22 protein-coding genes and 1 tRNA gene are annotated in these 26,390 nt (G+C 47.1%); 6 read left to right on the top strand and 17 right to left on the bottom strand.

The annotated features are described in order from the left end of the window. Positions 1-92: 92 nt before the first annotated feature. From clpX to QD47_RS08085, 4 genes are all read right to left on the bottom strand, one after another. Positions 93-1,349 carry an ATP-dependent protease ATP-binding subunit ClpX gene (gene clpX / locus QD47_RS08100; RefSeq protein ID WP_025684004.1) on the bottom strand — a complete coding sequence of 419 codons (1,257 nt, stop codon included), beginning with the start codon at positions 1,347-1,349 and terminating at the stop codon, positions 93-95. A 12-nt stretch (positions 1,350-1,361) separates the two neighbouring features. After that, on the bottom strand, positions 1,362-1,952 hold the full coding sequence (gene clpP / locus QD47_RS08095) for an ATP-dependent Clp endopeptidase proteolytic subunit ClpP (RefSeq protein ID WP_044645652.1): 591 nt from the start codon (positions 1,950-1,952) through the stop codon (positions 1,362-1,364). 411 nt (positions 1,953-2,363) lie between these two features. Beyond that, entirely contained in the window at positions 2,364-3,677 is a 1,314-nt protein-coding gene (tig, locus tag QD47_RS08090) for a trigger factor (protein WP_044645651.1), read from the bottom strand. 142 nt (positions 3,678-3,819) lie between these two features. Next, positions 3,820-4,731, bottom strand: a complete 912-nt coding sequence (locus QD47_RS08085; RefSeq protein WP_200893400.1) for a hypothetical protein — start codon at positions 4,729-4,731, stop codon at positions 3,820-3,822. A 258-nt stretch (positions 4,732-4,989) separates the two neighbouring features. Here QD47_RS08085 and QD47_RS08080 point away from each other — a divergent pair. Both QD47_RS08080 and QD47_RS08075 read left to right on the top strand, forming a co-directional pair. Next, positions 4,990-5,063: transfer RNA gene (locus QD47_RS08080), tRNA-Arg, on the top strand. A 259-nt stretch (positions 5,064-5,322) separates the two neighbouring features. Next, entirely contained in the window at positions 5,323-6,087 is a 765-nt protein-coding gene (locus tag QD47_RS08075; protein WP_044645650.1) for an exodeoxyribonuclease III, read from the top strand. 88 nt (positions 6,088-6,175) lie between these two features. Here the strand turns inward: QD47_RS08075 and QD47_RS08070 are convergent, their stop codons facing one another. The 4 genes from QD47_RS08070 to QD47_RS08055 all read right to left on the bottom strand — a co-directional run bounded on the left by QD47_RS08070 (position 6,176) and on the right by QD47_RS08055 (position 10,659). After that, positions 6,176-7,522: a GH1 family beta-glucosidase gene (locus tag QD47_RS08070; protein ID WP_044645649.1), complete on the bottom strand. Its 1,347-nt coding sequence runs from the start codon at positions 7,520-7,522 to the stop codon at positions 6,176-6,178. A gap of 23 nt (positions 7,523-7,545) precedes the next feature. After that, a complete protein-coding gene (locus QD47_RS08065) occupies positions 7,546-8,364 on the bottom strand; it encodes a carbohydrate ABC transporter permease (RefSeq protein ID WP_044645648.1) in 819 nt (272 codons plus the stop codon). Then, positions 8,364-9,257: a carbohydrate ABC transporter permease gene (locus QD47_RS08060; RefSeq protein WP_044645647.1), complete on the bottom strand. Its 894-nt coding sequence runs from the start codon at positions 9,255-9,257 to the stop codon at positions 8,364-8,366. Before QD47_RS08060 ends, QD47_RS08065 begins: the two co-directional genes overlap by 1 nt. 73 nt (positions 9,258-9,330) lie before the next feature. Further along, the gene (locus tag QD47_RS08055) at positions 9,331-10,659 is read right to left on the bottom strand and encodes an ABC transporter substrate-binding protein (RefSeq protein WP_044645646.1); all 1,329 of its coding nucleotides are present in this window, start codon (positions 10,657-10,659) and stop codon (positions 9,331-9,333) included. A gap of 294 nt (positions 10,660-10,953) precedes the next feature. Here QD47_RS08055 and QD47_RS08050 point away from each other — a divergent pair, with 294 nt between their 5' ends. Next, positions 10,954-11,994: a LacI family DNA-binding transcriptional regulator gene (locus tag QD47_RS08050; protein ID WP_044645645.1), complete on the top strand. Its 1,041-nt coding sequence runs from the start codon at positions 10,954-10,956 to the stop codon at positions 11,992-11,994. Positions 11,995-12,258: 264 nt separating this feature from the next. Here the strand turns inward: QD47_RS08050 and glpK are convergent, their stop codons facing one another. After that, complete coding sequence (glpK, locus tag QD47_RS08045) at positions 12,259-13,752, bottom strand: glycerol kinase GlpK (RefSeq protein ID WP_044645644.1); 1,494 nt, start codon at positions 13,750-13,752, stop codon at positions 12,259-12,261. Positions 13,753-13,782: 30 nt separating this feature from the next. Further along, positions 13,783-14,604, bottom strand: coding sequence for an MIP/aquaporin family protein (locus tag QD47_RS08040; RefSeq protein WP_044645643.1), 822 nt, complete (start codon positions 14,602-14,604; stop codon positions 13,783-13,785). Between the two features lie 408 nt (positions 14,605-15,012). On the opposite strand from QD47_RS08040, the gene QD47_RS08030 reads away from it, so the two are divergent. Next, on the top strand, positions 15,013-16,491 hold the full coding sequence (locus tag QD47_RS08030; protein ID WP_044645641.1) for a PTS transporter subunit EIIC: 1,479 nt from the start codon (positions 15,013-15,015) through the stop codon (positions 16,489-16,491). A gap of 175 nt (positions 16,492-16,666) precedes the next feature. Here QD47_RS08030 and QD47_RS08025 read toward each other — a convergent pair whose 3' ends face one another. From QD47_RS08025 to QD47_RS07995, 7 genes are all read right to left on the bottom strand, one after another. Beyond that, positions 16,667-17,797 carry an acyltransferase family protein gene (locus QD47_RS08025; RefSeq protein ID WP_044645640.1) on the bottom strand — a complete coding sequence of 377 codons (1,131 nt, stop codon included), beginning with the start codon at positions 17,795-17,797 and terminating at the stop codon, positions 16,667-16,669. An 87-nt stretch (positions 17,798-17,884) separates the two neighbouring features. After that, a complete protein-coding gene (locus QD47_RS08020; protein WP_044645639.1) occupies positions 17,885-18,505 on the bottom strand; it encodes a malonate decarboxylase holo-ACP synthase in 621 nt (206 codons plus the stop codon). Continuing rightward, entirely contained in the window at positions 18,499-20,172 is a 1,674-nt protein-coding gene (mdcD, locus tag QD47_RS08015) for a biotin-independent malonate decarboxylase subunit beta (RefSeq protein ID WP_044645638.1), read from the bottom strand. The genes QD47_RS08020 and mdcD overlap by 7 nt, the downstream gene beginning before the upstream one ends. Beyond that, a complete protein-coding gene (locus tag QD47_RS08010) occupies positions 20,162-20,461 on the bottom strand; it encodes a malonate decarboxylase subunit delta (RefSeq protein WP_044645637.1) in 300 nt (99 codons plus the stop codon). Before QD47_RS08010 ends, mdcD begins: the two co-directional genes overlap by 11 nt. A 28-nt stretch (positions 20,462-20,489) precedes the next feature. Then, positions 20,490-21,314: a triphosphoribosyl-dephospho-CoA synthase gene (locus tag QD47_RS08005; protein WP_044645636.1), complete on the bottom strand. Its 825-nt coding sequence runs from the start codon at positions 21,312-21,314 to the stop codon at positions 20,490-20,492. A gap of 4 nt (positions 21,315-21,318) precedes the next feature. Next, positions 21,319-22,965: a malonate decarboxylase subunit alpha gene (gene mdcA, locus QD47_RS08000; RefSeq protein ID WP_044645635.1), complete on the bottom strand. Its 1,647-nt coding sequence runs from the start codon at positions 22,963-22,965 to the stop codon at positions 21,319-21,321. Continuing rightward, positions 22,962-23,825 (bottom strand): ACP S-malonyltransferase, encoded by an 864-nt coding sequence (locus QD47_RS07995; RefSeq protein ID WP_044645634.1) that lies wholly within the window; start codon positions 23,823-23,825, stop codon positions 22,962-22,964. Before QD47_RS07995 ends, mdcA begins: the two co-directional genes overlap by 4 nt. 174 nt (positions 23,826-23,999) lie before the next feature. Between QD47_RS07995 and QD47_RS07990 the strand changes: the two genes are divergently transcribed. Both QD47_RS07990 and QD47_RS07985 read left to right on the top strand, forming a co-directional pair. Then, entirely contained in the window at positions 24,000-24,872 is an 873-nt protein-coding gene (locus QD47_RS07990; protein WP_044645633.1) for a LysR family transcriptional regulator, read from the top strand. Between the two features lie 219 nt (positions 24,873-25,091). Beyond that, complete coding sequence (locus QD47_RS07985) at positions 25,092-26,375, top strand: ABC transporter substrate-binding protein (protein WP_044645632.1); 1,284 nt, start codon at positions 25,092-25,094, stop codon at positions 26,373-26,375. Positions 26,376-26,390: the final 15 nt, after the last annotated feature.

Below are 26,390 nucleotides of genomic sequence, written 5' to 3'. Positions count from 1 at the left end.
AACGCCAAACCTCCACCCCATAAAACCTCATATGGGTTTAGTGAAGTGGAGATCCGGCTTCTCATGTTTTAGAGATCGCGAAGTATCAATCCTTAGGCGCTCTCTTCTTGTTTTTTATCCTTATCTGTACCACCGAGTTCAGGTGCGATTTTATCTTTTACAACCTGCTCATTGATGACGCAAGTCGTGATATCATCACGGGAAGGAACCTCGTACATCACATCCAGCATAATGCCTTCAATGATCGCACGAAGACCACGGGCACCTGTGTTACGCTTGATGGCTTCACGGGCAATGGCTTCCAGAGCATCTTGCTTAAACTCCAAAGTAACATTATCCAGTTCAAGCATCTTCTGATACTGCTTGACTAACGCATTTTTCGGCTCAGACAAAATACGAACCAATGTGTTCTCATCAAGCGGCTCCAGCGTAGAAATAACCGGCAAACGTCCTACAAACTCTGGAATCAGACCGAATTTCAAAAGATCCTCAGGCAATACCATAGAAGTATATTCACCCGGTTTCAAATCCTTTTGATCTGTAGTCGCATTGAAGCCGATGACTTTCTTGCCGACACGACGTTTGATCATTTGCTCCAGACCGTCAAAGGCACCGCCGCAAATGAACAGGATGTTCGTGGTATCAATTTGAATGAACTCTTGATGAGGATGCTTACGACCACCTTGTGGAGGTACAGAAGCAACCGTGCCTTCCAAAATTTTAAGCAAAGCCTGCTGCACACCTTCACCCGATACGTCACGCGTAATGGACGGGTTTTCGGATTTGCGGGCTACTTTATCAATTTCGTCGATGTAGATAATGCCGCGTTCAGCTTTTTCCACATCATAATCGGCAGCTTGAATCAATTTCAGCAAAATGTTTTCAACATCTTCGCCCACATAACCTGCTTCCGTAAGGGAAGTGGCATCTGCAATGGCAAAAGGAACGTTCAAGATTTTAGCCATGGTTTGCGCAAGCAACGTTTTACCTGAACCTGTAGGTCCGAGCATCAAAATGTTACTTTTTTGCAGTTCCACATCATCAATTTTGTTCTGCGTATTAATACGTTTGTAGTGGTTATATACCGCTACGGACAACGATTTTTTTGCTTGATCCTGACCAATTACATATTGATCCAGAATGTCACGGATTTGCATTGGTTTCGGAATGTCTTTCAGATCTACTTCTTCCTCATGACCCAATTCCTCTTCCACGATTTCTGTGCACAACTCGATGCATTCGTCACATATATATACGCCCGGTCCAGCAACTAGCTTGCGAACCTGATCCTGAGATTTACCGCAGAAGGAACATTTCAGTTGTCCTTTTTCATCATTAAATTTAAACATAGAGCCACCCCTTTACAGATTAATCGGTCTAGACAGCACCTGGTCAATGATGCCGTATGCTTTTGCCTCTTCCGCTTCCATGAAGAAATCCCGGTCAGTATCACGTTCGATTTTTTCGAGGGGCTGACCCGTACGCTCTACATAGATTTGATTCAGCTTGGCACGCGTTTTGAGAATCCAGTCCGCATGGATCAGCATATCGGAGGCTTGCCCCTGAATGCCACCCAACGGCTGATGGATCATGACTTCGCTGTTGGTAAGCGCATATCTCTTGCCTGGAGCACCTGCTGTGAGCAGCAAAGAACCCATACTGGCAGCCATGCCTACACAGATCGTCGATACATCTGGCTTAATGAATTGCATTGTATCATATATACCCATGCCCGCAGTTACAGAACCGCCCGGCGAGTTAATGTACAAATTGATATCCTTCTCCGGATCTTCCGCAGAAAGGAATAATAGCTGTGCAATGACGAGATTGGCGACATCGTCATCAATCGGGCCACTCAGGAAAATAATGCGATCCTTAAGCAACCGCGAGTAAATATCGTAAGATCGTTCTCCTCGATTCGTTTGTTCCACAACCATAGGGACGAGACTCATCACGACCAACCTCTTTTCTTTATTGAAATGAACACCAGTATTCATCCACTTCCTTAAGTCCCATTAAAACGGAAGCGGCAAGCATGAAACGGGAATACCTTACAAAATATTTTAACATGTTCAGAGTCTCGTGTCATATTTGCATCCGCTCATACATGCAGTGCGGGCTGTTATACAACGTGCTTAGCCGAGACCTTCTCATATTTAACCATGTTTCGTATGTATGTGCAAATGTACAGCAGTGACTTATGTACAACAAGAAAGCGCAACTCACAGCACTTTCCATAAACGACTAAAATATGGATTGCCTAAGTTAAAAATAAGGCACGTAACTTTCACTACGTGCCTTATCCCTATCTAATTGCTACGTTGCAGCCTGTTCGGCATACCCCATATATTTTATCGTTTGAATTACTCGGCAGCTTCAGCTGGCGCTTCAACTTCTTTGCTGTTTTCCAACAACAAAGCGATCGTTTTGCGCAGTGAAATTTCTTCTTTCAGGTTTGCGAACGAGCCGTTCCCTTCCAGAATACTGCGAATTTCTTCAACCGAACGTTTGTAAGCTTCAGCCATGTTTTTCAGCTCTTCATCAATTTCCGCTTCGGAAACTTCGATGTTTTCCGCTTTTGCCACTTGCTCCAGCACGAGGTTGTTGCGTACACGCTTCTCAGCATCCACTTTCATTTGCGCTTCCAGATCTTCCTGGCTTTGGCCGGAGAATCCGAGGAACATTTCAAGATTCATGCCTTGGCTACGCAGACGGTTGTCGAAATCGCGAACCATGTTTTGCACTTCACTTTTGATCATGGCTTCAGGAATGTCGATTGTTGCGTTCTCAGCAACCTTCTCTACTACCGCACCCTCACGGGCAGCTTTAGCTTCGTTTTCCTTACGCTCCAGCAGTTGCTTTTTCAAGTCTTCCTTGAATTCAGCCAGTGTATCAAATTCACTTACGTCTTTTGCAAATTCATCATCCAGCTCAGGAAGAACTTTGCGTTTCAGTTCATGAACCTTCACTTTGAAGACTGCTTGTTTGCCAGCGAGATCAGCAGAATGGTAGTTCTCAGGGAACGTTACTTCAACGTCCTTGGAATCGCCTGTGTGCAAACCGATCACTTGCTCTTCAAAGCCGGGAATGAACGTATTGGAGCCCAGCTCCAGAGAATACTTCTCAGCTTGTCCACCTTCGAATGGTGCGCCATCAACGGAACCGTCGAAGTCGATAATAGCCGTATCGCCGGATTGTGCAGCATCTTCATCAACGACAACCAGCTCAGCATGACGTTGTTGCAAACGCTCCAGCTCTTGAGCCAGCTCTTCGTCAGTTACTTCGAGTTTGCTTACAGGCACTTCAACGCCTTTGTACTCACCCAAAGTCACTTCAGGTTTAACAGTAACCTTGGCTTTGAATTTGAAGGATTCGCCTTTAGCGAATTGATCAATTTCAACGTCAGGGCTGTCTACCGGGAAAATATCCGTTTTTTCTACAGCTTGGCTGTAGGCTTCTGGCAGCAGGAAGTCAATTGCATCCTGATACAAGCTTTCAATACCATAACGTTTTTCAAAAATAGGACGTGGTACTTTACCTTTACGGAATCCTGGTACACTTACTTGTTTAGCCACTTTATTAAAAGCTTTGTCGAGTGCAGCGGCTACACGATCCGCGTCAACCTCAACTTCAAGAACCCCAAGGTTCTTCTCTATTTTCTCCCAAGTTGCTTTCATTTTATGCTTTCCCCTCCAACAAAATCTTCACTTAGTTTTCATATGATCAACGCACACAAAATAACCACTATAGTATATCTAACATTACTATCTTTTTCAAGGGCAGCTCCTTGAATGCTTCACAGGTAAACGTTTCCGGCCGTTATGGAGTGTTCATTCCCGCCGCTACGAATAGACGCATCGACCGATATACCTGCTCAAAACGGAAGCGCAATGCATCGGTAATGCCATATATAGCACGGGTTTCTTCCTCATCCTTGTGGCCACTCAGACTCTCCGATACCGTCTGATGGAGTGCTGCCGCCCAAATATCTGGCATCCCGTCCTCCTCCACCAGCATTGATCTGTAATCTTTTGTACCGTACACTGCCATCACAAACTGCGACCATAGCTCCTGCGCAAAATAGAACAGCGTAGGCTCATGTACCTCAGTCTGATCGGCCACCCGCTCCAGAATACGCATAATCGGCTCAGGAAATTCATCCGGCTGCAGCGGAATCGACTCAATCTCGATTTCCGCCTTTTCATCTCCCCGGCTGATTTCAATCGTCCCTTCCATTCCGCGTCGCCGCAGTGTCTGCAAAACACGGAATTGAAGCAGAGGGTGGATTTCCCGTTCCTTAATCCAGTTAAGCAACGCATCGTCGATTTCTGGCAGATCCAGATAAGACAGTTGTTCCAGCGCTAAAATCGTCTGTTCCGACAACGGTTCATCCATAGCCATATGTAGCAGCTTGTTGCCGTAGCCTGCATCCTGCTCCTGCTTGAAGCGCGCATGTCGGCGGGCCAGTTCTGCTTCATTGACCTCATCTTCTGCCGTAGCGTCCGTGTCCGCCCCTCTGTCGGCATACTGTGGAAATGCGGCCTCCAGCCATTGTAAAAGGGCCTCCCACTCTTCGTATTGCTTCTGTTCCTGTCCCTGACACTGCATCAAAAAACGCAGCATCGCCATCGCCTCTCCGTAACGCTCGTTTTCAAGCATCACAGTGAGTTGAATTTGATAGTAATCCAGTGTCTTCGGAAACAATACAATATTATTTTCTTTTGTCGTCACCTTGGAGTCCTTTATTCAAGGCACCCCCTCTCCTCCGTAAGCTAAAGTATTTGTAGATTATATGAGAAACAGCGGCCGAAGTCCAACCTCTCGTCTTCAACATATTCACCTGTATTCTAACATACCCTTTTATAAGGCAAAAAAAACCACACCTACTCTGAATTTATACTGCACAAAGACTAAAACAATCAAATAATATGAAAAAAGACTTGAATCTTTTTTGCTCATGTGATACATTAATATTCGCTTGAATTTTATGTCCCAGTAGCTCAGCTGGATAGAGCAACGGCCTTCTAAGCCGTCGGTCGGGGGTTCGAATCCCTCCTGGGACGTACTGCAGAAGCTTCCTACTTATTGTAGGAAGCTTTTTTGTGTTCCAGTGGGATAAGAATCCCCTTAGGGGGACGTCGGAGCATAAGCATCGTTAGCCTAAGCTTCGCAGTCTCGACCGATAGAGAGTATCTCTTTTAAGGTTCAAGTATCATATTACAAGCTATTTTAATGTAGAAAGGCTGTCTCCACTATGCATTACTCAACCGAGGATAAATTCAATCACACCGCTTGACCGCGATGAGTATAAGGAGATCAACAATGAAATTAATATCTTGGAATGTTAATGGCTTAAGAGCCTGTGTGACCAAAGGATTTTATACTTATCTAAAAGAAACGAATGCTGATATTTTTTGCGTACAGGAAACCAAGCTTCAAGAGGGACAAATCCTGATGGAGAATATGGAGGAATACACACAGTACTGGAATTATGCCGAGAAAAAAGGATATTCCGGCACAGCTATCTTCACCAAAATCAAGCCTCTTTCTGTGCATTATGGACTTGAAGAAAATGGGGAGCCTGAAGGCAGAACCATTACTTTGGAATTCGAGAAATTTTATCTGGTTAATGTATATACTCCGAATACCAAACGGGATTTGACCCGACTGCCGTACAGACTGGAATGGGAGGACCGTTTCCGCAGCTATCTGCAACAGCTGGATGCATTGAAGCCTGTCATTGTTTGTGGTGACCTCAACGTGGCTCATCAGGAAATGGATTTAAAAAATGCAAAAGCCAACTACGGCAATGCCGGATTTACGCCTGAGGAACGGGGGCGAATGTCACAGCTGCTCGAAGCCGGATTTATAGACACCTTCAGATACTTTTATCCTGACAGGACGGATGTTTATTCCTGGTGGTCCTACATGCCGAAGGTGAGAGAACGGAACATCGGCTGGCGGATCGATTACTTCCTCGTCTCGGACAGACTTCGCCCGATGTTGATAGATGCAAGCATTGATTGCCATATTACGGGCAGCGACCACTGCCCTGTTATATTGGATATGCAAGATATTTCAGCATAGTCCCCCTTACACAAAAATTTATGCAGTCTTAAAAGCCGTCATGCTCTGTTATTGCAGCATGACGGCTTAAATTATCATGATACTCTGTTTAAAACCCGTTATTCGCCATCACTTGCTTGAACCACAGCGCACTTTGTTTGGGTGTCCGTTCCTGCGTTTCGTAATTGATATGTACAATACCGAAACGTTTGCTGTAGCCCCAAGCCCATTCAAAGTTATCAAGGAATGACCAGACAAAATAGCCCTTGAGTTGCCCTCCCTCCCCGATGAAGCGATGGCATGCTTTTAAATGCTCCTCAATGTAGCGCTGACGTCCAGTGTCCTCAATCTTCCCATCCATCAGTTCGTCCTTCATCGCTGCTCCGTTTTCCGTAATCAGAATGGGCAAGCCCTTGGTAAAATCCTTCTCAATCCGAGTCAGCAGCTTATAAAAGGATTCGGGGTGAATCTCCCATCCCATATCCGTTACCGGTTCCTCGAAGCGAACCTGCTCTACCTGAAGCAACGAAGCGTCTGTAGCCGCTCGAATGACGCTGCGGGCGTAGTAATTGATGCCCAAAAAATCCCCCGGCTGCTGAATCAGCTCCATATCACCAGGCTGTACAAAATCCAAGCCGTTCAGATACGCCCCGTACCATTCCACCATATCCTCTGGATATTTCCCGTTAAACAACGGCTCGGCAAACCAACGATTGATATAGCCATCTCGGCGGACGGTAGCGGCTACGTCCTCAGGTCGCTCAGAAGCGGCATCCACATGTTCCATGTTCAGTGTAATGCCTATCTTACCTGTCAGACCCTTTTCCTTGTGCAAATGGATGGCTATCCCATGACACATCAGAATATGATGGGCGGCAGTAAAGGCTTCCTTCCAGTTCTGATGGCCGGGAGCATGCTCTCCTGTACCATAGCCCAAGATAGAGGCGCAATAGGGCTCATTGATCGTATTCCACCAGCTTATACGCTGTCCAAATCGCTCCATGATTACAGAGGCATACGTCATAAAATGCTGAATAATCCTTCGATTTGTCCAACCTCCCTCGTCCTCGATCCACTGCGGAAGATCCCAGTGATACAGTGTCAGCATCGGAATGAGCCCGGCCGACTCAATCTCATCCAGCAGGCGCTCATAGAAGAGTAATCCCTGTTCGTTAACCACGCCGGGTGCGGGAATAATGCGCGGCCAGGCCACGGAAAAACGGTAATGTAGAAAGCCAAGCTGCTTCATTAATTGCACGTCTTCCTTAAAGCGGTGAAAATGATCACAAGCCATATCTCCGCTGTCACCGCCTATCACCTTCCCGGGTGCTTGACAGAAAGTATCCCAAATGGAAGGCGTTCTTCCTCCCTCAGCTACACCACCTTCAATTTGATAAGAAGAGGTCGAGGTTCCCCACATAAAAGTGGCTGGAAATAAAAAGGTATTCTCACTCATACTTGGTATCATCCTTTCAGGATTTAAGACTTCACAGCTCCGGCCATTGCACCGCCAACAATAAAGCGCTGGAGGAAAATATACAAAATAACCAGCGGTAGTGTAACAATCAGGATACCGCAAGCGAGCAGCGGCCAGTTGTTCATATATTGTCCGTAGAAGGAGAACAATCCCTTGGTCACTGGCTGATACGCGGGATCAGACAAATAAATGGTAGGACCTATAATATCGTTCCACGCCCCAATCGCTGTCAAAATGATGCCTGTCGCCAACACCGGCTTCATCAGCGGTACAAGAATCGTAAACAAATAGCGGGAATATCCGCACCCGTCCATAGCAGCCGCTTCATCCAGCTCTCGGGAGACAGACTTGATATATCCCACAAACATCAGGAAGGCAATGCCAGTACCCGTTGTTTTCAGCATAATAAAACCAAGCTGGGTATTGTAAAGTCCCAGACTATTAATGAGAGCAAATTGCGGAATCAGCGGGTTCGGAAGATACATGGATATCAGGAAAAACACATAAAAGAAGGTGCTGAACTTAACGTATCCCCGCGCCAATGGAAAAGCTGCAAACACGGATATCACCAACGTTAATAGCGTAGATACGCCCGTATACAAAATACTGTTCCACATGTACTGAGAGAAATTCCCTTTTTCCCAAGCATCCATGAAATTCTCCAAGCGCAGACTCTTGGCTATAGCCACAGGATCAATCAGATACTCACTTTGAGTCTTCATCGATACATTAAAGAGGTAGAATAGCGGGAATAAATATAACGAAAGCATGAGCAGTACGATGATGTAGCTCAGTAATTTTGTTCCTTTGGTACTGCTCATTACATTTCCACCTCTCTTCTGCGCAAGTAATACAGAGCAATCATCGACACCGTAAATACGAACAGGAACTGGATCATAGCTACTGCGGAGGCAAGGCCGTAATCCGACGTCCCGGAGCCGAAGGCTGTTGCATACACATCAAACGCAAGTGTCGTCGTGTTGAATTTACCACCTGTCAGCACATAAATAATGTCAAAGGTTTGCAAGGCTCCAATAATGGACAGCAGCATATTGACTGTAAAGGACGGCGCAATCATCGGAAAGGTAATGTTTTTGAACGCTTTCCACCCAGAAGCGCCATCCATATACCCTGCTTCATATAAATCATTGGGAATGGATTGGAGTCCGGCTAAGAAAATAGTCATCGAGTAACCCATGTACATCCAAATTTGCACAAAAATAATCAGTTCAAATGCAATATCATAGTCCCCGAAAAAGTTGGAGCTGGTTCCAAAAAAGTTCATCATGGCTTGCGCAGGACCGCCAAGCGGATTGGCAATCAGCTGCCAGATCAGTCCGGATACTGTTACCCCAAGCACAACGGGCAGGAAAAATACAGCGCGGTAAAACACATCACCCTTGAGCTTTTTATTAATAATGACGGCCATGAACAGCCCTACTGCATTTTGAATCACAACCACAGCTACGGCGAAATATAGGGAACGACCAATAGAAGCGATTCGATCTCCAGAATCGGAAGAGGTAAAAAAGGTCATATAATTCTCGAATCCAACAAAATTCCACGTTTGTCCCGGAACCCCTGAAGCATCTGTAAAGGAAAACAGTACGGTTACCATTGAGGGACCAAAGCCAAGAAGCAAATAGAGCAGCACCGGAATACTCAGCAAAAGATACGGCATTAACCGGGCCGCACCCTTTCCGAAGGGATACATGGGCCTCACACCTTTTTACATTATTATGGGAGCTTTACAGTTGCCAATCTGCGTTCATGTAAAGCCTTTTGATTTATTTAGGGGCTGCCGCATCCCAGTCTGCCTGAGATTTTTGGGCAAGCTCCAAAGGCGTCTTTAGCGGACCGGCAGGCGTCAGAAATTCAGCATGTACGCTGGCATCCTTAATGTACTGTCCAACATTCTTACGATTGATAAACAGCTGATCCCAAGAGAGCTTGAAGTTCTCCAGTGAGGGCTGGATTTCATTAACAAATTCACTACTTATCTTCACATCAGGCTGTGTCGGCAAAAATCCGGCGGCGTTCACAAAATCCGTATAGTTCTGCTTTTCGGAAAGCATTTCAAGCCATTTGATCGCATAATCCTTGTTTGGCGACTTTTCCAATACCATCCATGTCATATCGTACTTGCCTGCAAGGTTTTTATTTTTTGCGGGATCATTGCTGCCTGGAATCGGGAAATAACCAAATTTCATCTCTGGATTGGCTGTCTGGATCGTCGTTGCATCCCACGTGCCATCTGCAATCATAGCTACACGCCCTGTAGCAAACAAGCTTGGCAGGGTTCCATAGTCAATCCCCATAAATCCACCAATGGCATTGTTCATCAAAATTTGTGTTTTTTCCAGCACTTCAAGCTGGACGGGGTCTGTCAGCTTTGTCTTCCCTGTCCACAGCCCTTTAATATATTCCAGCTGATCATCATGGATAGAGGCTTGAAGCCCTTGGACAGCAAGGTTAATAGGCCATACATCCTTACCGCCGAAACCAATCGGTTCTACGCCGTTATCCTTAAGCACCTTCATCACATGTACCAGCTCATCCCAAGTTGTGGGCACAGCAAGATTATATTTTCCAAAAATCTCCTTGTTGTAAAACAGACCTGTCAGTGCCACCTTACCCATATTTACCCCGTATACCTTGTCCTTATAGGTCATGGCATTTTTGACATCTGTAGGATTATAGTTTTTGATAAAAGCTTGATCTGACAGATCTGCAATGAGCCCTCCGTCAATCCACTGCTTCCACATTGGATCAGCTGCTCCCTTGGACCATTCCTGCGGTGCGCCTACGAAGCTGAATTTCAGAGGAATAATGTCTGCATCACCGGTTGAACCAGCATTCATACGCGTTTGCATCAGTTGATCATAAGTTGAATCAGCAGGAACCGTCGTATACTCCACCTGAACATCTGGATACTTCTCTTCAAACTTTTTATTGAATTCCTTTATATAGTTATTAATATTTTCCTGCTGCCAATGAATAATCTTTAACGTGACCTTCTTATTCCCCTCCTGTGCAGTTCCGCTACCTTTACCGCAAGCGGCCAATACCACGATTAAAGCGGTTACAAGAAGTAAAGAAACACTCTTTTTTAGCATTGCAGAATCCCCCCATAACATTTTAGAATACATACATCCACACATTACGAAAGCAGTTTCGCTGTTTACATTTACCATTATGTAACGAATGCTCTGTATTTGTAAATAGAGATTTGTGAAATATTAAAAAAAGATGAGCCACCACTAATTTAAACTTATTTTTCCATATTATATTAAAATATATCCTAAAAGCACTGTTGACTCTCCTCTATGAGGTAGCATAGAATACGAGTAATCATTAAATTTAGAATGAAAAGTCAATTCAACTAAACCAGTTTAGTTTTGGAGGATTTCATGAATATAAAAACAATAGCGAGTATGGCAGGCGTTTCTGTAGCAACGGTTTCAAAAATTATAAATAATTATACGGATATCAGTGAGGACACCCGGCAGCGGGTGCTTAAAATTATGGAGGAAACAGGCTATAGACCCTCCTCCTCGGCTAAAACGCTTGCTACCAAAAAATCAAATCTGGTAGGCGTTATATTCGCTGGCAAGCTGAATGTCGATTTTAGCCATCCTTTTTTTGTAGATATCATTAATGTCTTCAAAAAACAGATTGGCTTGCTCGGTTACGACCTGCTGTTTTTTTCGAATGAAAAATTTCTGGACAATGGAGAGGACTATTTGGCTCGTTCGAAATATTTTTCAGTGGACGGGTGCATTATTATTGCCGGAGATGAAGTGGAGAAGAGCGTTTTTGATCTCGACGCCAGCCCCATCCCCTGCATCGGTGTGGATATTGAATTAACCGGAGACAGTTCCTGTTACATTATGTCCGACAATCAGAAAATCTCAATGAAGGTTGTTGAGCATTTTTACATGAATGGTTACCGAGATATGGGTTTTATTGGAATTGAACGCCCGTCCCTGGTGATTAAGGAGAGAGAAGAAGCCTTTATTGCTTCACTAAAACGGTTTAGTCTTGATGTCAGACCCGAATGGGTCGTGTATGCTAAGGACTACGCAGCGGAAGATGGATACCAGATAGCGAAGACGTGGATACAGCAAGGAGATTTACCAAGGGCTATTTTTGCGGCTACCGACCTGCTTGCCTTCGGTGTCATCCGTGCTTTCAAGGAAAGCGGCTTGAGGGTACCCGAGGATATTGCTGTGGTGGGATGTGATGATATAGAAGCCTGTCGTTACACCGATCCTCCACTGACCACTGTCAAACAAGATAAACAAAAAATAGGCCGACTAGCCGCTATGGTGCTATTTGACCTGATGAATAAACAAATGGAAACGAAATGTATTAAAGTAGAACCGGAGCTAGTCATTCGCAGCTCCTGCGGAGCCCGGCAAAATTGGAACCATACGATGGTTAAGAGCTAAGATAAGTTGGGCTAATAACATATCTCATAGAGTGTGCCAGCTTTCTATAACTCTTTAACGAAAAAAGGGAGTCATCTCAGTGTTACATGACTGTACCCCGTAAGATGGACACTTTCTCTCAAAGTGTCCATCTTACGGGGTATTTAAGTTTTAATCAGAGTAAACAACAGTGGAGCGGATAAAATATAACGCCCAATTCAAATGTCTTACGTGTAACCGAAAATGATATTGCGTTGCTCTAGAAGAGATCCTTCGTTTAAGCTATTACTTGTAGGCCATCGTCGCGTTCACAGCCTTTTTCCAGCCTTCATACAAACTGCTGCGCGTTTCTTCATCCATACCGGGGGTAAAAGATCGCTCCACCCTCACACGCTTGCGCAGCTCATCCATGCTCTTCCAGTATCCAATCGCCAAACCTGCCAGACATGCGGCTCCCAGTGCTGTCGTCTCATAGATCACAGGCCGTTCTACTGTGGCATCCAGAATATCGCTCTGGAATTGCATCAGAAAATTGTTCAGCACGGCTCCCCCATCCACTCGCAATGTCTTCACGGCAATGCCGGAGTCAATTTCCATCGCGGCAAGCACGTCTTTCGTCTGGTAAGCAAGTGCCTCCAGTGTTGCGCGGATAAAATGTTCCTTCGTGGTGCCCCGTGTCAGGCCAAACATCGCTCCACGCACCTCGCTATCCCAGTACGGACTGCCCAAGCCAACAAAAGCAGGTACCAGATACACCCCTTCCGAAGAGGAAACGCGAGCTGCATAGGCTTCACTGTCCTTGGCTTCACGGAACATGCGCAGACCGTCACGAAGCCACTGGATGGCCGAGCCCGCTACAAAGACACTCCCCTCCAGCGCATATTGCACCTTGCCTTCCTCCAGCCCCCAAGCGATGGTCGTAATGAGTCCGTGCTTGGATTCCACGGGTTGATCGCCCGTGTTCATCAGCATGAAGCAACCTGTGCCGTAAGTATTTTTGATCATCCCTTTTTCGTAACAAGCCTGACCAAATAAAGCCGCCTGCTGGTCACCTGCTGCGCCAGCAATCGGTATATTTTGACCAAAGAAATGATAATCCACGGTGTGCGCGTATACCTCGGAAGAAGGTCGTACCTCAGGCAGCATGTTTTTTGGCACACCTAGAATGTCCAATAGCTCTTCGTCCCACTTTAGCTCATAAATGTTATACATCAGCGTTCTGGCTGCGTTGGAATAGTCTGTCACATGCGCCTTGCCGCCGGACAGCTTCCAGATCAGCCACGAATCAATCGTACCGAACAGCAAGTCGCCCCGTTCCGCCTTTTCGCGCGCACCTTCTACATGGTCCAGTATCCACTTCACTTTTGTGCCAGAGAAATACGGGTCTATCAACAGCCCTGTTTTACTGTGGAATAGCTCTTCATGCCCTTGCTGCTTCAGTTCTTCGCAGATTTCCGAGGTTTGGCGCGACTGCCATACAAGTACGTTATACACAGGCAGTCCTGTATTTTTGTCCCACACCGCTACCGACTCACGCTGATTGGTAATGCCGATGGCGGCAATCTGGTTCGCTTTTACACCGGATTCGGATAGACAGGATGCAATAACCCCCAGAATGGAACTCCAGATTTCATTCGCATTCTGTTCCACCCAGCCGGGATGAGGAAAGTATTGCGGAAACTCCCGCTGAGCCGAGTACACCACATCCCCTTTACTGTTGAACAAAATCGCTCTTGAGCTTGTTGTTCCCTGATCCAGTGACAAAATATATTTTTCCATCGTTGATCTCTCCCCTGTAATGAATCCATTTTATGCTGTCATTTTATGAGCTTTATCACTTTTATAAGTACGGCTGAAACGAAAGGTAAGCATAAGCACCACTACAATCATACCCAACACAATCCAGAAAGCTAGAGTCATATTCCCTTTAAATACGGTCTGGTAAAACAACCCTCCGAAAGAGCCCCCCAGCAACGGACCTACAATTGGCACCCAGGCATATTTCCAGTTCGATGTGCCTTTACCGGGAATCGGCAGCAACCAATGCACAAGACGCGGGCCCAAATCTCTAGCCGGATTAATAGCATAACCTGTAGTCCCTCCGAAGGACAAGCCGATGCTGACAACTAGAAAACCCACAATGAGTGGATTCAATCCCTCAGCGAAGGAGTTGGCACCGAATGACTGCAAAGCAAGAACAAAGATGAAAGTACCTATCATTTCACTAAGCACGTTGGCAAACGGATGATCCATAGCCGGTCCTGTAGCAAATACACTGAGTTTGGTTGCTGTGTCCTCCGTCTCTTTCCAGTGGGGCAAATAATGCAAAACCACAATCACGGCACCCGCCATGGCCCCAAGAAGCTGAGCTACAATATAGCCCGGAACATCCCTCCACGAAAAAGCTCCTTGAAATGCAAGCGCCAGCGTCACCGCCGGATTCAAGTGTGCTCCGCTGATCTGACCAACTGCATATACTGCAACGGCGACCGCGAGCCCCCACCCCAATCCGATCACAATCCAGCCAGAGCCGTGGGCAAAGGATTTTTTCAGGGACACCCCTGCGCACACTCCGCCACCTAGGGCAATAAGGATCATCGTCCCTATGAATTCGGCTGCGTATGGCGACATACAACCTACCTCCTCAATAGATCAACTGATTTTCAATCGCTTTCACCGCGCACAAAAAAAGAAAAGCCATCACAAACCACCCCCTGTGCTCTAACATGGGATGTCTGCGTGGCTCTCTTATCTCCGTCACGATTATTAACTTAAATTTGATATTATATAAGCATGTAAGCGATGTCAACTGCGGATTTACGTTTTTCCATGTACTAAAATAATCGTTGACCATGTCAGACTCCCCGATTTATGATGTAAAAAAATGGTCAAACCAGTCTTTGGGCATACGACCAGGCTCATAGTTATGAGCTAGAAAGCGAAAGGAAAGAGATCCGCTTTGCGGTTCTTTTTTGTTGTCCGGTAAGGATTTCAGGATGGTACGACGCTCCCAAACTCGACGAAGAAGGGAAGAATGTTATGCTGAAATTTCTGCAAAAAATCGGCAAGTCGTTAATGCTTCCAGTAGCCACACTACCCGCCGCAGGGATTTTACAAGGATTGGCTCTGATTAACTATGAAACGGACATACCGCTTGGTCCCGAAGTGGGCGGATTTCTGAATCATTATGTCACTCCTTTTCTGAACGAGGGGGCGGGTGCCATCTTCGGCAATCTGGCGTTAATTTTCGCCATCGGTGTTGCCATTGGCCTGGCCGGGGATGCTGTAGCCGCATTATCAGCAGTCATTGCCTACATGGTGCTGACCCGCATTTTGGCGGCAGTACCGGGCATATTTGCATATATCCCGGATGACGTCAAGCTGGACATGGGGGTACTGGGTGGTATTTTTATCGGCGGATGGTCTGCTTTTCTGTTCAAAAAATATCACAACATCCAGCTTCCGGATTGGCTCGGTTTCTTCTCGGGCAAACGTTTCGTCCCTATGATCACGGCCTTCACGACCATGATTCTGGCCATTCTGCTCGGTATGATCTGGAGTCCGATACAAGATGGGATTGCAGCCTTCGGCAACTGGATTGTCGGCTTTGGCGGAATCGGGTCGATGGTATTCATGATCGCTAATCGGCTGCTGATCCCGCTCGGTTTGCATCATGTATTGAACGCTATCGCGTGGTTTCAAATCGGTGACTACACCAATGCGGCAGGCGAGGTCGTTCATGGTGACCTGACACGTTTCTTCGCAGGCGATAAATCGGCAGGAATGTTTATGTCCGGCTTCTTCCCCATTATGATGTTCGCTCTGCCTGCGGCTGCCCTCGCGTTTATTCATACGGCCAAACCGGAAAAACGTAAAGCGGTCGCTTCCATCTTCATCGGTTCTGCGCTGGCATCGTTCCTGACCGGAATTACCGAGCCCCTCGAATTTTCCTTTATGTTCGTTGCACCGTTGCTTTACGGCATCCATGCACTGCTTACAGGTCTGAGTGGCCTGATCATGTACCTACTGGATGTCAAACTCGGCTTTTCTTTTTCGGCAGGACTCATCGACTATCTGGTCAATATGAAGCTCTCCACCCACCCATTGCGAATGATCCTGGTCGGGCTTGCTTTTGCCGTCGTATATTACTTCCTGTTCCGATTCATCATTCTCAAATTCAACCTAAAAACCCCTGGGCGTGAAGACGATGCAGAAGACAGCCTCCTGCCTGACACTAACGAACCCAAACCCAATGAAAAGGCGGGTGCTGCATCCGACAGTCAGTCCAGTCATGCAGGCAAGGTGCTGACCTATCTCGGTGGTTCGGACAATATCCAAAGCATCGATGCGTGCATCACACGGCTGCGTCTCGTCGTCAAAGACGACAAAGCGGTTAACGACCAAGCTCTCAAGCAGCTCGGAGCGTCGGTAGTCATCAGGCTTGGCAGCGGTACGGTACAGGTTATTTTCGGTACGCGATCCGAAATTCTAAAAGATGAAATACAGCGTTTGATGTAAGTAAGTTCAGATTCGATGGCTCTTGAATTCCTCCGATGCTGCTTTACACGAAAAGGGTATCTCTTCAATCATCGAGATACCCTTTTGGGTTGCCGTCAATACGCCAATAACTTAGATACATCTAAATTATAGTGTCATATATACGTTGTTACATGTATTATTTTCTTTTAGGTACTTATCTTAGATTGGTGCTGTGCGCTCTTTTTTGTTTCAAAAATAACCATTCACGACATACCTTTACCTTTATCTGCGCAAAGGCATAGACGACGCCGAAGGAGCAGGCCACAGTCGTCAGATAAACCAAAAGCAGCGCTACAAATAAAGGAAGCTGACTTACCAAGTCACCGACCAAGCGCAGCACGATGACCAGAATGAATACGTTCGCTGTAAAGGCCCTGTACGCATAAGTAGAAAACCATTTGTAATAGGGAAGTGAACGGGAATTTACGCTGATCAAATGTCTTGCCAGCATGTAAATCAGGAAAATCACTACCAAGCTGTACAAGGTCATGGACGGCTTCAGATAAATCAGATTGCCAAATGACATATGCTTGAATCCAAAGCTGAAAAATTCGCGATTTATCCAAATGAGAATAAGCAGCATCACCGGAATGAGTATGAACTGAATCCGTCGGAGCACCCCGTCGAATTTTTCCTTGAACACCCAAGCGATTCCGCCTAGTAGAGCATAAATAAAATAGCTGACGAAAAAGCGGTCCAGGTATAGCAAACTGGTCGCATAAGCTCCATGGAATACATAGATATAATACATCCATACCCAGGCGCCGAAGATTATAAAGCTCACAATAAGCAGCGGAATGACCCGTAAAGGCTTAGCCAGGTACTTATAGCAGACGAAAATAATGACTGGCATCAGCAATTGAAATTGCAGCATCATCACCGTGTACCAATATTGTGGTGATGAATTACCGAGCACATAAGACTCAATGAGCGTCCAAAACGAAGTAACGTGTTGATTAACCTGTATGTTCGGGAAGAAGAGCAAGCTGGCTGACGCCCACAGAAAATAAGGAATCACGAGCTCGCTGAATTTTTCCTTGTAAAAATGTGATACCCTGGTATGCTGATTATTCATCACCATGCCATACACGATGGCAAAAATAAAGACCGGCGCGGTATATTTCACTAAATTATAAATAACGCCTAGTAAGGCCATATCCGTGTTAGTGTGGGCATACTTCAGTAACATGCCCAGAACGCTTTGCAGGATCGCTCCGCTGACCGCAAACACCTTTAAGATGTCACTTTCATTAATATTAACTTTTTGGCCGGTAGTGTTTTCCATAATACGCACTTCCCCTTTGAGAGCTTATGTTGGCATACGTCAAATGGTCGTGCATTCCTCCCTTTTGCCGTTATTATAGTACATTCATCATTGCCAAGGATTGCGGACGAGCCTCGGACCTGAAGAAGTTCGCAGCATCACGGTGCTGGTCCGTCTCTCAAGGATCTCGCGCAAGACGTAGGCGCCTTCCTTCACCTCTAATTGAATATCGATTCGAACGTCCAACTGCTCCAGCTTGCGCAACAGGCCTTCAGCTGTAGAATAATCAATAGCCTCTGAACCATCTATTACAAGATCAAGATCACTGCTTGCCTTCACAGCGGGGCATCCTGTCGCTATTTCGAATCCTGCACTTCCCGCTGGTCCCCAGCGCCAATCTGCCATCATTTCTGCTACAACGTCCATCAACTGAAGAACAGGCTGTTGTCGTCTCTCTGTAGACAAGAAGTTCCACATCTGACGTTTCGCTATCGCATAGGGAGACACGATCTGGCACACCCCTTTCGGGTCCAGAAATGCAGCTTCCCGTTGATTCCGTTCCTGTCCACGTACTCCGACGGGAATATAACCATCTGCCGACGGATCGGCTCGGCGAACGACCACAAAGGGGGTCCGCCTCAGCGAGGCGGTTACCCACTCCTTGTCTTCATTTAAGGAGAGATATTTCAAATTGGACACTTCAATCAGATCATGTGGATGGATTACCATTGCTCCAAAAGCGCATCTCGAACGCCGCGGGTTGCAGTCCGTCCGCCCGCCATAGCTTCCTTGGTCTGCAATCGGAAGCTAAGGTCACGGGGCGCTCCTTTCGTACTCTCGATCGCCTCGGAAACGGTCTTTTCCACGATGGCTACATCGCTGCTCTGTGGATCGTCTGCATGGATACCGCTCAGCATCTGATATAATGCCCCCAGAGTACTGTAGCTACGAACGTCGTAGGCCATAGCTGGAACCTTCTTGGTAGCTTCATCAAGCTCGGCAATCGTCCGCTTGGTAATTCGAGCAGCAGAAGCCTTGGACATTGCCTGAATATTGACCTTGCTGTCATCCAGTGCGATCAAACGATTCGATTGCAGCCCATGCGCGAGGAAGCCCCCGGAAATCGCGTTACCGACAATCACACCGATGACTGAATGGCCTTCTAATCTAGCAGTTGCGTAAGCATCTGCACTTGCAGCCAGGGCAAGACTGATACCGACCATTTCTTCCTTATAGCCATAGGCTTGACTCGGTACATCAATAATGGCAATGATCGGACGCTTCGTTTCCTTTTTCTCATCTTGACGGATTGCGTCCCTAATGATTTGAGCCACCGTCCAGCCTTCAAGCATACCAACCTCGCCTTTTCTGACGCGCGGGAATCGATTGGTGGCATTCGGAACAATGGCGATATATCTGCACAGTTGCCCGTTCTTATCCACGTCTGCTGCAAGCACTGAAGGAACATCGCTGGTTGGGTGAGCAATGCCCGTCAAGCGGGAGAACCAGCGATAACCTCTACTATCCGAAATGTCGGACGCGCCCTCTTTTGCCAGCGGGACAGGCTGCTGCACAGGCTGTATCTGCGTGTAAAATTCGCGATAGCGCTCAGGTGTCCAAGCTTCTGTAGGATCAAGAGTGTTTAACAGGGTCAGATAGAAATCAATTTGCTCTGTTTTAGCAGGCTTCGCCAGTGCCTTGAGCGCAGTATCAATCGCTTCGATAACGGCATCCGTCGTATCTTCCACCATTACGTCAATCAATCCGGTTTGGAAGCGCTGGTTGGCTCCGATTGTGTTCCAAATTAAGGCTTTGTCGCTGGCATCGAACTCCATAACCCCTGCTTCCTGCTCTATGACCTCCGGCCCGTTCAGACCGAGGCGCGCTTTCTTCGTAGCAATCAGAGTGGTAAACAATTCTGCAGTAATGGACATCCCCCCAAATGCCCCTACGCGGCCCGGGATCAGTCCGACAACAGGGACGTATTTACGCAGGGCAACGATCTGGGTGGCAATCTCCGAAATCGACAACAACCCATAGTTCGCTTCCTGTAGCCGAACCCCCCCTGTATCAAAGATCATGACGGGATATAGTTTGTTCCCTTTCTTATTCTCTTCCAGTGCCAGTTCGAGCGCTCCGGAAATTTTGGCGCCGCTGACTTCTCCAATCCCCCCTCCTTGAAAAGCGCCTTCCATCGAAATGATCAAGACCTTCTGTTTGCGTATTTCGCCAAAAGCCAGAATGATTCCGTCATCGCTCTGAGGAACAATACCTTGCGGTTCAAGGTGCGGGGATTGGATTTTGTCTAACGGTCCAAGCAACTCCCTGAAAGTCCCCTCGTCCAGTAGCGCCCTAGCTCTCTCGCGTCCATTCAGCTCCACAAAACTATTCTGCATAGTCAAGCACCTCCAGCACTTGCGTAAATCTAAGCATTACTACCCCCGGAGTGGCTCCGAAGTCATGAACCGTAATATTGGCAGTAATCGGATAACGGGTAAAAAAACGTGTCAGCACATTCTCCCATACTTGTTCAAATCCTTCACTGCCTGTTAAAATGCTGACATTGGTGGTCTGGCCTTTTACAGGCTCTACAATAATCTCCAAATCTCCCGAACCGACAACACCGATATGTGCCGGCTTACAGATGGGCTTCGTAGTCTGGTATTGAAACTGTAATTTTTCCATCCTTCAGAAACACCTCCAATTAAAAGTATCAATCGATTAGAAATAATGTGGCAGCTAGCAGATCGGCACTGCCTCCGGGTGAGAGCTGTCTAACATTACAATACTCGGACAAGCGGTAGAGCAGCTTTCTGCCCGACTGGGTTCTTAATCCATCTGCTGCAAGGAACGCTGCGGCCATACTCTGAATCGCCATCAGATCCGTCAACTGACCGCGGTGCAGGATGCAGGTATCATCCACACATGCCATCAAGGCCAATAAAGCTTCTAAGCGTGCTTCGACCTCTTTCTTCCCACAAGCCCTGGCGCGCAGCAAAGCAGGCAAAGCTTCGTCCCGGATGTGCGGAAAGCCTAGCTTCGCTTCTTCCTCTGCCCCCACTACCGCGTATTTCTTCTTAACCGTTCGTCCATTCGTCTGCTGCATCGGGCGGTATCGGTCATGGAACGATGCGATTCTTCCTGCAATGCTCATGATCTGATGAGGGTCCCGCTCCTTTGGAAAGGCTGCCCGTGCACTCGTTAAAAGCCCCAGGGCCCAAATGGCGCCCTTATGTGTATTGACACCATTCGTAGCCCTGAGCATCACCTTTTCGCCTTCCCGCCCGATTAGAGCGATCTGCTCGCGCAAAGTCTGGTCCACCGGGTGAAGGTATGACACAATGGCTATTTCCCGAAACGTATCCTCCAATACTCTTGCGGATGCAAGCATTAGATTGATGGACATATCTGTATGAGAGCCATTGTCTCTGGCATCGACAAGTCCAGGCTTGGGCGTAAGAAGAGCCTCTTCCATCAGTGCCTTTACAGCTTTGGCAGCCAGAGAAGCCGCGAAGGCTGAATGCTTCATCGTGAGCATGGCTTTAAGACCAGCTCCGGAATTTAGCCGGTGGATCATACAATCCGTCTGACCAATCTACGAGGTCGTTAATCGTCTGTGCTGCCAGCATCGAGCGCTTGGCTTGTCTGCGCATAATCCCAAGATCCTCCGGATAGGCCACGATCCCTCTGTCACGCAACAGGCTTACATCGCTCTCATTACTTTCCATTCCTAAAGGTGTTACGCCTCCGATTGCCGCGAGCGCCTTCTTTCTCTCCTCTATGCTGTCCGTCTTGTAGAGATATGCAATGCCTTCCTCGGTAAGGACGTGGGTGACATCATCCCCGTAAATCATGACCGGCGTAATGGCGAGGCCAGATTCATCCTTCACCTTGATGGCATCTAGCGAATCCACAAATACTGGCTTTTTGTTGGCACCGTATGTTTCAACCATCTGCACGACCAATTTCCGGCCTTTGGAGAGTTCCGTCGGGCGCTCGATCATGTCAAGCCAGGCAGGCGTCGCATGTCGCCGTCCCCGAGGATCATGCCCCATATTCGGTGCTCCTCCAAAACCGGACAGTCTGCCGGAAGTAACGGTAGACGAATTGCCTGCACTGTCCATTTGTAGCGTTGATCCGATAAACATATCTACAGCGAATTGGCCTGCAACCTGACACATTGCGCGGTTGGAGCGCATAGATCCGTCCTTGCCGACGAAGAACACATCTGAACGAGCCGCAATGTATTTCTCCATACCGACCTCGCCTCCAAAGCTGTGAATGCTTTCGACCCAACCGGATTCAATCGCCGGAATCAAAGTCGGATGCGGATTCAGGGCCCAGTGTTTGGCAATCTTCCCTTTCAGGCCAAGCTGTTCACCATAGGTCGGCAGCAAAAGCTCAATCGCTGCAGTATTAAAGCCAATGCCGTGATTAAGCGACTGCACCTGATGTTTTCCATAAATGCCTTTGATCGCCATCATGCCCATCAGGATTTGCAGTTCAGTAATATTCTGCGGATCACGGGTAAACAGTGCTTCCAATGCGTACGGTTTGTCGGCTTGTACAATGACGTCGACCCAGGACGCTGGAATATCGGTTCGCGGCAGCTCGTCCACGATTTCGTTAACCTGCACGATCACGATCCCATCCTTGAAAGCGGCCGCTTCCACGATCGTCGGAGTTTCTTCCGTATTGTTTCCGGTATACAGATTGCCCTCGCGATCTGATTTGTCTGCCGCTACCAGCACCACATCTGGAATAAGGTCAATGAAGAGACGTCCGAACAATTCCAAATACGTATGGATGTCACCGAGCTTAAGCATCCCGTCATCAATCATTTGCGCAACACGCAGGCTTTGGGAGCCACTGTAGGAGAAGTCCAGCTTCCCGGCGATGCCTTTCTCGAAAATATCCAAATGTTCAGGTCTTGAAATGCTGGACATAATCATATGCAGATCATGCACCTTGCCAGGATCGACTTCCAGCAGCTTCTGGGAAAGGAAAGACGCTTGCTTCTGGTTATCTCCTTCCAGGACGACCTTCGCGCCTGGCTCAATTAACGCCTCCATCAGGTCGACGATTCGGGAGGAGTCGATATATTTTCCGTCCAGCCACTTTTCCACTTTTCCTAACTTTTCCTGCTTTTTATCACGTTTTTGTGACCAGGATCGCAGTACTTTATTCATTCTTCTTGCTCCTTCCATTTTCTAATCAGATACTGAGTCGCTTCCAGACCGATTTCGTCCACGGCCATTTGCCGGGTACTCTTGTGGGCTTGCTTGACAAGTCTGGAAAGAGTATGGCCCGGCGGCATTTCGATGAAACAGTCAGCTCCCGATTCGACGCAGACAGCCGCCATATCCATCCACCGGACGGGATATGCTACGTTTAGGGCAAGGTCCTCTGCAATTTTTTCCTTGGCTTTCGTCTTTCTGCCCGTATGATTTACCAAATATGGTATTTGAGCGTCCCGCAAAGAAAAAGTGTGTATTTTCAGCAATAGCTTATTGGCTACCTCTGACATCAGCGGGGAGTGTGAAGGAATCGGAACCTTCAGAAGCGTCGCTTTAGCGCTCCCAAGCTCTTTCACATGCATAAATGCATTATTTAACCCTACCAATGATCCGGATACGACGATTTGCTGCTCTGCGTTTATATTCGAGATATAGACTGGCGTCGCCTCACTATGGGAGAGAAGCACGGCTTGTTGAACCTCTGCCTTCGTAAGCCCAATAATTACACCCATTCCATAGCCTTCAGGAAAGGCTTCTTCCATCAACCGGGCACGGAGCCATACGATCCGAAGCGCATCCTCGAACGAGAGAACTCCCGCGATGACCGCCGCAGGAAATGCACCAATGGAATGCCCTGCCACGAATTGGGGCCGGATTCCCTGCTCGATCAAGCGGTAGGCTATTGCCGTCTCCTTAACGAAGAGTGCCGTCTGAATCCAGACCGTTGAGCCCATGGCCTCCTCATCATCACGCAGTTCAGTTCCGATGATACTTGTTGCCTTTTTCACATACTCGGGCACATCTTGGAGCATTCCAGGAACCTGTGACCCCTGGCCGGGAAATGTAAAAACGATGTTCAGAATCTCACCACCTTTAGCGGATTCATTTTCTTACATTGTCAATTGTAATAAGTAAGCAAATACCTGTAAAATATATATATTCACATATAATTGATAACCTTATGGTTATAAAGGAGATACTCCATAATGGATTATTTGCAGCTTAAGTATTTTCAAGTGACCTCGAAGTATGAACATGTCACACGTGCCGCGAACGAGTTGTTTATTTCACAGCCTGCCTTAAGTAAAATGATTAGAAACCTGGAGACGGAATTGGGTGTGCAGCTATTTGACCGCGAAGGAAAACATATCGTGCTGAATGAATATGGAAAGAAGTTCCTGAAAAGAGTGAATCAGTCGCTCTCAGCGCTAGAGCAAGGCATATCCGAAGTCAAAGAAATGAAGAACGAAAAGGTAGAGGTAATCACGTTATACGTCGCCGTCGGCTCTATGCTATTGCCCAACCTTGTCGGTAAGTTTCGCGATCTCTACCCTCAAATTAGATTCAACCTGACCCAGCACCCTGCGATGGTGAAGAAAGGACTGGCGTACGATTTTGCGATTACGTCCGAAGAGTTGGCAGACAACGAGCATACGATTCTGCTGGAGGAGGAAATTTTGCTTGGCGTACCAAAATCTCACCCTCTGAGCGCTCAGGACACCGTATTCCTGAAAGATCTAGAGCATGAGAAGTTTATCAGCCTTACACCTGGTAATTCGCTTAGGAAAACAACGGACCGCTTTTTTACTCATACCCCTTTTGAACCGAACATCGTCTTTGAAAGTGATGATCCGGCTACGGTAAGAGGGTTGATTCAAACAGGACTTGGCATCTCCTTTATTCCTTCTATCCTGTGGAGAAACATCGTAACCGAAGACATCAAGCTGCTTCAAATCAGGGAGCCTCGATGTATGCGAACAATCTATCTGTCCTATCCTGCTGGGGAACTGCACACCGCTATAGAGAAGTCGTTCTTCGAATTCATCATTGGATTTTTCCAGGATATTGCCCAGCATTGACGATTGAGATACTTTTGTCATAATATCTGACTTATTGCTTTATCATTTTTCGATAGTATCTTTAGAGTATTTAATTTCTATACATGCTTTATTTCAATTTTTTTGTTTTTGGTTAAGGTATTATGCACATAAATGGATAACAGATTCATATGATGGAGCTAAACCATTCACAACTTGTTCAGCAGGTAGACCATCTCAGACAGCAAGGAGGGAAATGACGTGAAGACAGTACGATGGCTGGTGTTATGTCTTGCTTTCCTCACTATGATTAGTGGTTGTAGCGGCCCTCTGTCCTCTGAAAGTCATTCATCTGAAAGCAATTTGCCAAATCACAAAAAGATAACGCTTACATTATGGTACTGGAACCGTTCTATTGACGATGAACTACTCGCTCGTGCCGAAAAGCAGTTTCCCGACATTGAATTGAACACCCAAAAAATCGGCGGTGATTTCAAAGCCAAGCTTAAGACGACTCTGGCAGCCCATTCCGGTGAACCGGACATCGTAGCTTTGAACGACTGGATGGTAGAGTTATTTCCTAGTGCGGATCGTTTTTATGATCTGAGAACACTGGGAGCAGATCCATTCAAGGATCAGTATTTGGAGTGGAAATGGAATCAGGGCATTACCCCTGACGGCAAAATGATTGCTTTTCCGATGGATACAGGTCCCACCGCCCTCTTTTATCGCAGCGATCTCTTTGCACAGGCTGGTCTGCCCAGTGATCCTGAAAAGGTCAGTGCTACGATTCGCACATGGGACGATTATATGGCCGCCGGAGAACAGCTTCAGCAAAAGCTCGGAAGCCGTTCGTTTTTAACTGATAATATTGTAAACGTTTACAATCAGATGCTTGCTCAAAATACAGACCTGTACTTCAAGCCGGACGGCAGCTACATCGGTAATCAATCCCCTCATATCCGTTTGGGCTGGCAAACCGCCGTGGCTTTTCACAAGAAGCATCTACTCGCCAATGCGGATGGCTGGACCCCCGAATGGAATGCTTCGGTCAATAACGGAAAAGTTGCCTCTTTTGTAGGTGCAATCTGGATGAAGCAGGTTCTCACGGAGGCCGCGCCGGATACTGCGGGCAAGTGGAGAGTCGCCCGTGCCCCTGGAGGGGACGGCAATTTGGGTGGATCTTTCATTTCCATCCTCAAATCCAGCAAACATCCCAAAGAAGCCTTTGAAGTCCTGACCTGGCTGCAAAACCCGGAGCACCAACTGGAAGCCTACCAAAAAATCGGGCTGTTCCCGTCCACTCCCGGCGTCTATAACGATCCTGTCATGGAGACACCCGAGCCTTTCTTTGGCGGTCAGGCCACCGGACTGATCTTTGCCGCCTCCGCACGTAATGTCAAAAGCAGTTATTTCGGCGAACGATATCCTGTCATCCACGGCATTGTGACCCGCCGCCTTGCCAATGTCGCCAAGCAGAATGCCGATCCCGATGCATTATGGACGGAAACGATGGACCGAATAGAACGGGAATTACAGCGGTAAAAAATCAAAAATTTA

This window comes from Paenibacillus terrae (assembly GCF_000943545.1).
Taxonomy (GTDB): Bacteria; Bacillota; Bacilli; order Paenibacillales; family Paenibacillaceae; genus Paenibacillus; species Paenibacillus terrae_A.
The sequence above is the reverse complement of the archived record's forward strand: the minus strand, read 5'-3'. Positions and strand labels throughout refer to the sequence as shown.